Source organism: uncultured Solobacterium sp., from assembly GCF_963517755.1.
GTDB lineage: Bacteria > Bacillota_I > Bacilli_A > Erysipelotrichales > Erysipelotrichaceae > Bulleidia.
The window spans coordinates 273,497-279,846 of sequence record NZ_CAUQGG010000001.1; the positions used below are offsets into that span (position 1 = coordinate 273,497).

At 32.0% G+C, this 6,350-nt stretch carries 8 protein-coding genes; all 8 read right to left on the minus strand.

The window, feature by feature from the left end; genetic code table 11:
- Positions 1-109: 109 nt before the first annotated feature.
- The gene (locus RWM19_RS01355) at positions 110-454 is read right to left on the minus strand and encodes a hypothetical protein (RefSeq protein ID WP_294020931.1); all 345 of its coding nucleotides are present in this window, start codon (positions 452-454) and stop codon (positions 110-112) included.
- A gap of 152 nt (positions 455-606) precedes the next feature.
- Positions 607-750, minus strand: a complete 144-nt coding sequence (locus RWM19_RS01360) for a hypothetical protein (protein WP_313982874.1) — start codon at positions 748-750, stop codon at positions 607-609.
- 630 nt (positions 751-1,380) lie between these two features.
- Positions 1,381-1,818: a hypothetical protein gene (locus RWM19_RS01365; protein WP_313982876.1), complete on the minus strand. Its 438-nt coding sequence runs from the start codon at positions 1,816-1,818 to the stop codon at positions 1,381-1,383.
- Entirely contained in the window at positions 1,811-2,626 is an 816-nt protein-coding gene (locus tag RWM19_RS01370) for a hypothetical protein (protein WP_313982878.1), read from the minus strand. The genes RWM19_RS01365 and RWM19_RS01370 overlap by 8 nt, the downstream gene beginning before the upstream one ends.
- A gap of 206 nt (positions 2,627-2,832) precedes the next feature.
- Complete coding sequence (locus RWM19_RS01375) at positions 2,833-3,447, minus strand: DUF4230 domain-containing protein (RefSeq protein WP_294021415.1); 615 nt, start codon at positions 3,445-3,447, stop codon at positions 2,833-2,835.
- A gap of 2 nt (positions 3,448-3,449) precedes the next feature.
- A complete protein-coding gene (locus tag RWM19_RS01380) occupies positions 3,450-3,869 on the minus strand; it encodes a MerR family transcriptional regulator (protein ID WP_313982881.1) in 420 nt (139 codons plus the stop codon).
- Positions 3,870-4,222: 353 nt separating this feature from the next.
- The gene (locus RWM19_RS01385) at positions 4,223-5,584 is read right to left on the minus strand and encodes a hypothetical protein (RefSeq protein ID WP_313982883.1); all 1,362 of its coding nucleotides are present in this window, start codon (positions 5,582-5,584) and stop codon (positions 4,223-4,225) included.
- A 77-nt stretch (positions 5,585-5,661) separates the two neighbouring features.
- The coding region (locus tag RWM19_RS01390) for a helix-turn-helix domain-containing protein (RefSeq protein ID WP_313982885.1) at positions 5,662-6,350 on the minus strand (689 nt) is incomplete at its 5' end.

Genomic DNA, 6,350 nt, shown 5'->3' on the forward strand with positions numbered 1-6,350 from the left:
ATACAAGTCAGCAAGAGAAGTCTTTCTATTAAGTTTCAAAATTAGAAAAACAAGTCTGTTGTAGCCCGGCATAAATTTCGATACTCGCAGAATCACCGCCAATTAAGATTTATTCTTCATCTTCATCTTCCTCCTCCTCAAAAAAAACTTTTATATCATCAATTAACCAGATTCCTTCTGGTACTTCGCCATGTTTATTCACATAGTCTAATAAACACGTACTATCTTTGAACCTGTGCGCAATCATTTCTTGTTCTGTATTAAATTTTATTTCAATATCTTTGCGGTCATTGGTAATTGTTAAATTTTCAAAGTCATATGTATATATATTGCCTGCAACTTTACCAGCTTTTATATAACATTCTTGACAGTAAAATATATCAAAACTTTTTAATCTCTTTAATTGTGAATGGATGTGTTTCAATGTTTCATCATTTAAAATATTTTTTCCCATGATCTTCTATCCTTTCCATGACTTAATTATCAAAATAAATACATGAATATTTTCTCCATAATCATTCATTGTAGCCTAGCAAAAATTTCGATGGTGCCAAAACATATGAGAAAAGAACCCCCACTTCGACAAGAAATCATTCTATATAATTTCTATTTAATAATATAACCTGCTTTTTTGAGCATTTCCTTTTCTTCTTTTGTAGGACGATGTATTTCAATAGGCGATGTCAGTCTACGAACATAACAATCCCATGCTCTTTTTCGCTCAGCTTTTGTGTGTTTTTTCTTGTTCATAATTCTACCCCCACAATACAATATACCTTCCTTGTCTAAAAAGTGGTCAGACCTAAGTGTTTTTGTCACAAGTAACTCAATTTAACTTTTAAAATTTGAATATTTAATGACTTCTTGGTAATAACAAACTTATCTCTCTCTTCATTCCAAAAAACACTCTCATCATTAGTTCATATTTTATCTATCGTGCTATACAAAAAATACGCCAGGTTTCAAAAATAACAAAATAATTGAGGATTTTATTAACCAATTATATTCATTAAAGAAGCTAAATTAGTAGTTTATTGTAACTACAATTATTAATACTATAATTACTATCAAGAATGTAGAGACGGAAGAAATCGCTATGTGACCGTTAGTCTTGTAAAGCAAGCAAATACCTAGATGTGGCGAACCAGTACATTCAAAGCACTTTATCTTAGGTGATAGCAATAGTACTATCACCTCTTATTAATTTGGATGATTCAATTTTAAATAAAATTTGTAATTTGTAATATTTAAAAATTCTACACAATTTATAAGTTGTAAGCATAAAAAGCGAAATACCAAGCGCAGACCAATTTAGCGGTCCACACGTAGTATTTCGCCACCACCATAATAACACTTCAAAAGAAATAAAAACAACTAACTTTATTTTTGATTAAAGAATTGCTCAACCTCACGCCACCAGTCACCGTCCTGAGGGATACGATTATCTTTCGATATTTTCACTTCATAGCGTCCATGATTATCTTCTACATCAATTGATTTTCCATATTTAAATTCATAATTATCTATACAGGTAATATTAAAAGTACCCTCATTTTTAAATTCTTCAGGAATTAATAAGGAAAAGCTATTTGTATTTATATCCTCAGTTTCAAGAATCTCAGTGCCTTCCCCAATGGTCACAACCACTTTGGTAAGAATATTCCCTGTATCATTAATTACTGTTAGATACAATTCTTCTTCCTTCTTCTTTTCTGCCTCTTGATTTGTAGCAGTATCCTTTTTCTTACAACCTAAAACAGGAAGGATAAATACTAACAAAACAAATATGATAGTAACTCTACGAAATAATTTATTCATGATCACTAACTCCATCTGCCATCATCTCTATTTTATTTTTAGCAGAAGTTGCAACTTGTTTAACTGTATTACCACTTACTTTGACACTCTCCTTCAATATATAGGTTGTCCCACGTCCAAAATTCTTAGTGAATTCTATAAATGCTGGTTCTGCCATCATAAATATTAACAACCCTAAAAATGATGTAATTACATATACAAAACCCCACAATCCCATTGCTGTATTGAGAGTAGCAATTTTAATCATCGCAATAAGCATGATAACAACAAATGAAAGAGCACTTATCCGTTTCATACCACCATACATCAGAATAATCGAAACGATAAGTAAATACTGCGTATTTACCTTAACTGAAATAAACGGTACTGTTATTTCCGCCAAAAATATTTGAACAAAAGAAGAAAATAATGCAATTAACAATGCTGCAGAAATACCATCCATCATTCCAAACCTGATCTTTATCCCACTCCCATAACTATGATTTGATTTAAACCGGAAGAAATATGCTCCATATATAAATACTGCATATATTGTTGACAAAAAATCCGGACTAATTTTGACAGCTGTAATTCCATTTCTCCATGTAATCAAGGATAAGAAAACCGGAAAAGCCAAAAGAATAAATGAGACTATCAAATTCTTTGTTTTTCCATTTACCTGTTCAACAGCAAATACCTCTGAATTATATTCATTTCTAAACTGCTTCCTTGCAATGAGTTCAGCTTCATTCTTATTTTTTGCAGATATTGAATATACTTTGGAAATCCGCTCTTCTACATTTCCCTTTGTCTCTACTAAGTATTCCATACTTTAGTCCCCTCACTTTTAATATCATACAATAGTTTACTTAAATTGAAATATAACAAAAGTCACAATATGACAAATAAGTAATTATCAAAAGCATTTATGCTCAATCATGCATACCATAAATTAAGTAATAATAAATAAAATTAAAGAGGATTTTTCTAAATTCCTAGTTCTAAAATCCTCTTTATATATTTTTATATGAATATTTACTTCCAGTTAATGATAATTTCGTATTCTGATTGTTCTGTGTTGCTTAATAACATCTTTACTTGGCTCTTAACAACTTCTTCCATGCGTACTTTTGCTTTATCTAATAAACCATTCTTGATTGCAACTTCCTCAGCTTTAGCTGTTTCATTAGCTTGGAAATTCTTCACATCATTTACAGTAATCTGATTGATTGGATTAAAGCTTTGATCATAAACTTCAATACTATTTACATCGATATATGTATCTAACACTTCAACATTTGGTAAGTCTACGATTATCTTTTTTTCTGCTTGATTGACTTCAATGTTGATTTCAGAGATATCCTTGATACCTGCTTTACATACACCACTATAAGTCATTAAGAATGACTTATCTGTAAATGGAATAGAAATTCCAAATGCAGACATATTTTCTTGGCTAAACTTTCCGACATTTGTAAAGTTATATTCCTCTACTGCTAATTGGCCAATCTCTTTAAATGAATTTTTGATTTCTGTAGAAGTCATTGTAATCTTTCCATCTCGTGGTGAAAGTACAATTTTGTATCCTAGTACAAGTACTAGGATAGTTAATACAGATACGATGATTTTAGTAATTAAACCTTTTGTCATAATTATTCTCCCCTTGTTTCCTGAAGTAATTTCTTAAGATTCTCTTTTTGTATCTTAATTTTCTCTAGTTCTTTTGTTAATCTGACATTTGCTTTCTGTAATTGTTTGTATGTATGCTCTTTTGAATCATTCAAAATTTCCTTTATTTCTCGTAATAATAGACCAGCATTTTTGTACATTTGAATCTGCTGCAATTTATAGATTGCAGTTTTGTCATACATTTTTGTATGTTGCGAACCAATTCTTTTCTTTGGTAATAGCAAACCAATCTTATCGTAATAAAACAGTGTTTTACGACTGATATTCGCAATTTTACATACTTCATTTACAGATAACACTTTTTCTTGGCTTTCTACAATCTCAACTGTAGTACTGTTCCCTAAGGGAACAGTCAATACCATTTCATCTATTTTGTTGTGCACAATTTTATCCTCCTGCACACAACACCCTGTTTTTCTCGCGAGGGTAGATTTTGATAATTTGGGTATATATACTACTGTTGAAAAATAGAAATCCTTAAAAAACTCATAAACCTCTAATTACTACAATTGATGTAATTTATTAGAAATAGATAAGATAGCAGATTGCTTAATTCGTTGTACAACGTTTTGATAGTTTCCTATATTTATATCGAATAAAGACCTCCCTTCTATATTTCTGATTGTAAGAATATTTCTATACAAAAAATACGCCAGACTCCACAAATAAATGATTAAAACCGACCATTTTCAGATCGGTTTCCTTGTTAATAGATATTTTTATCCAAAATTAATGCTTATTTTACAGCATTCGCAATAAAATCCCATGCCTTTAAGCCATTAGCATCACATGTGTTATTGAAGAAATAAATCCAACTCCAATGTCCCATATATTGGTATGGCTTTCCTGTGTTTTCTAATGTTGGTTGTCCATTATCATCTGCGTAGTATGTTCCTGTTGTATCTACAACATGTTCAGTTACTGATGCATATGTGTGTTTTGCTCCAGCTGCTTCTAGTCTTTGTAGAAGTGGTACTTCATGAAGTTCTGGTACAACTGTTGTATCATCTTGAGAATAAACATAATACATCTTCAAGTCAGCTAATGTTTTCACTTGTTCATCAGTAATTAATGCATTTGGAAGTGCTTCACAAATTGGTACATATGCATCGTATTCTGTTGGATAGTTTAGCGCCATTAACATTGTCATATATCCACCATTTGAACAACCTGCAATTACAACCTTTGTAGAACCAGTTTCCTCTTTATACTTTGCAATAAGTTCATGTAAGGATTCTAAATAGTGTGATGTTCCATCTGCCTGAATACCACCACCACTAAAGTTTGTCATCTTACCATCATTATCCATCCAGTATGTTGGACATTGTGGCACAAGAACATTTGCACCACCTACTGTTGATTGGAATGATTCATCCCCTAGAACTGCCGCTTTATTTGCAAGCAGTGTTACATAAGGATCTGTATTTTCTGTTCCACCCTCACCAAGACCATGTAACCAAACAACCAATGTTTTACTTCCACCTTCTGGTTTATAGGAAGCGTATTGGTACGTTACACCATCTTTTGCCTTAAAGGTATCCAACTTAAATTTATCTGCAGAAGTTGTTTTAGATGCTGGATCAACGCTAATTGTAAAGTCCTTTACTTCTGTGCCTTTGCTAGTAAGCTTTGCATTATCTGCTTTTGTAACTGTTAATGTATATGGTTTTGACCATGTATTCATCATGCTTGGAAATGAGAATAGTAGTGGTGATCCATCATTTGGTGAAACGTAGAGTTCAAGCTTTACACGAGTTGATGGTTCTGTTGTCTTCTTACCACTCTCATCCACAAGATAGGCATTCGTAACTTGACGTGGCACATCAACTTCCTCTACTGGGAATCCCTCTGCCATGAAATTTGTTGCTTGCTTATGTTCTGTTACTGTAAATGAATCTGTTGAAACTGCATCTAATGGATGATCTAAATTCATTATGATACTATCTGTTCCACATCCCCAATCATATCCTGTAATTGTCATATCGTATTCTCCTGTAATTACATCGCTTCCTGCTACGGAAGACTTCTTGTCTGCACCGCATCCTGCGATTGGTAACATCAATGCGCATGCAAGAATCATCTTAAAAGTATTATTCATTCAAATACCCTCCTGTAGTTAAGTGTATTGAATGTAAGCGATTACTTATAGTTGTTTTATAACCATTATTAGTCAAATTATAACGATTGATGTTCTTGTTTCCATTTGGTTGGGCTACAATGATGTTTCTTTTTAAATTCTCTTTCCAAGGACTTTACATTCGCAAATCCGCATATATCACTAATTTCTGAAATTGTATGTCTATTTCCTAATAATTCAGCTTCTGCTTTTTGTAGACGAATTCTTGTCGCGTACTCCCCTAACGAAAACCCAGATACTTCTTTGAACTTTCTTGAAAGATAACCGTATGATACATTCATCGCTTCTGCCGTCTTCTTTGCATTGAAGACTTCAAATACATGTATCGACATATAATGCATTGTATTTGTAATTAAATCTATAGCGTTAGGGATGATTTTATTCTCTTTTTGAATCATATATCGATTACATAAAATACTTAGAAAATGATTCAGTGCAGTCATAACAATTAATCTTCTAGTCACTAGGTTACTATCATATGCCTTTATAAGTTGACACAATAGTTCTGTCATCTTCTTTTTATCTTCTTCTAAATATTCATGAGTGAATGTTATTTCTTCAAAATTCTCGATTAAATAACATAGATATGGATATGAAATCTGTATCGCATATCCATGGTAGATATAATCTGAATCAGTTCTTTCAAGTTCATGAACACTAGCTGAATTAATAAGTGCAAAATCACCTGGATATACTTTTCTATTACCTTGATCTTCATGAATTTGTG

Excerpts from the sequence above, each read along its gene's own strand:
- RWM19_RS01385 (WP_313982883.1), bottom strand. The coding sequence starts at position 5,584 with ATGAATAATACTTTTAAGATGATTCTTGCATGCGCATTGATGTTACCA.
- RWM19_RS01370 (WP_313982878.1), bottom strand. The coding sequence starts at position 2,626 with ATGGAATACTTAGTAGAGACAAAGGGAAATGTAGAAGAGCGGATTTCC.
- RWM19_RS01365 (WP_313982876.1), bottom strand. The coding sequence starts at position 1,818 with ATGAATAAATTATTTCGTAGAGTTACTATCATATTTGTTTTGTTAGTA.
- RWM19_RS01355 (WP_294020931.1), bottom strand. The coding sequence starts at position 454 with ATGGGAAAAAATATTTTAAATGATGAAACATTGAAACACATCCATTCA.
- RWM19_RS01360 (WP_313982874.1), bottom strand. The coding sequence starts at position 750 with ATGAACAAGAAAAAACACACAAAAGCTGAGCGAAAAAGAGCATGGGAT.
- RWM19_RS01375 (WP_294021415.1), bottom strand. The coding sequence starts at position 3,447 with ATGACAAAAGGTTTAATTACTAAAATCATCGTATCTGTATTAACTATC.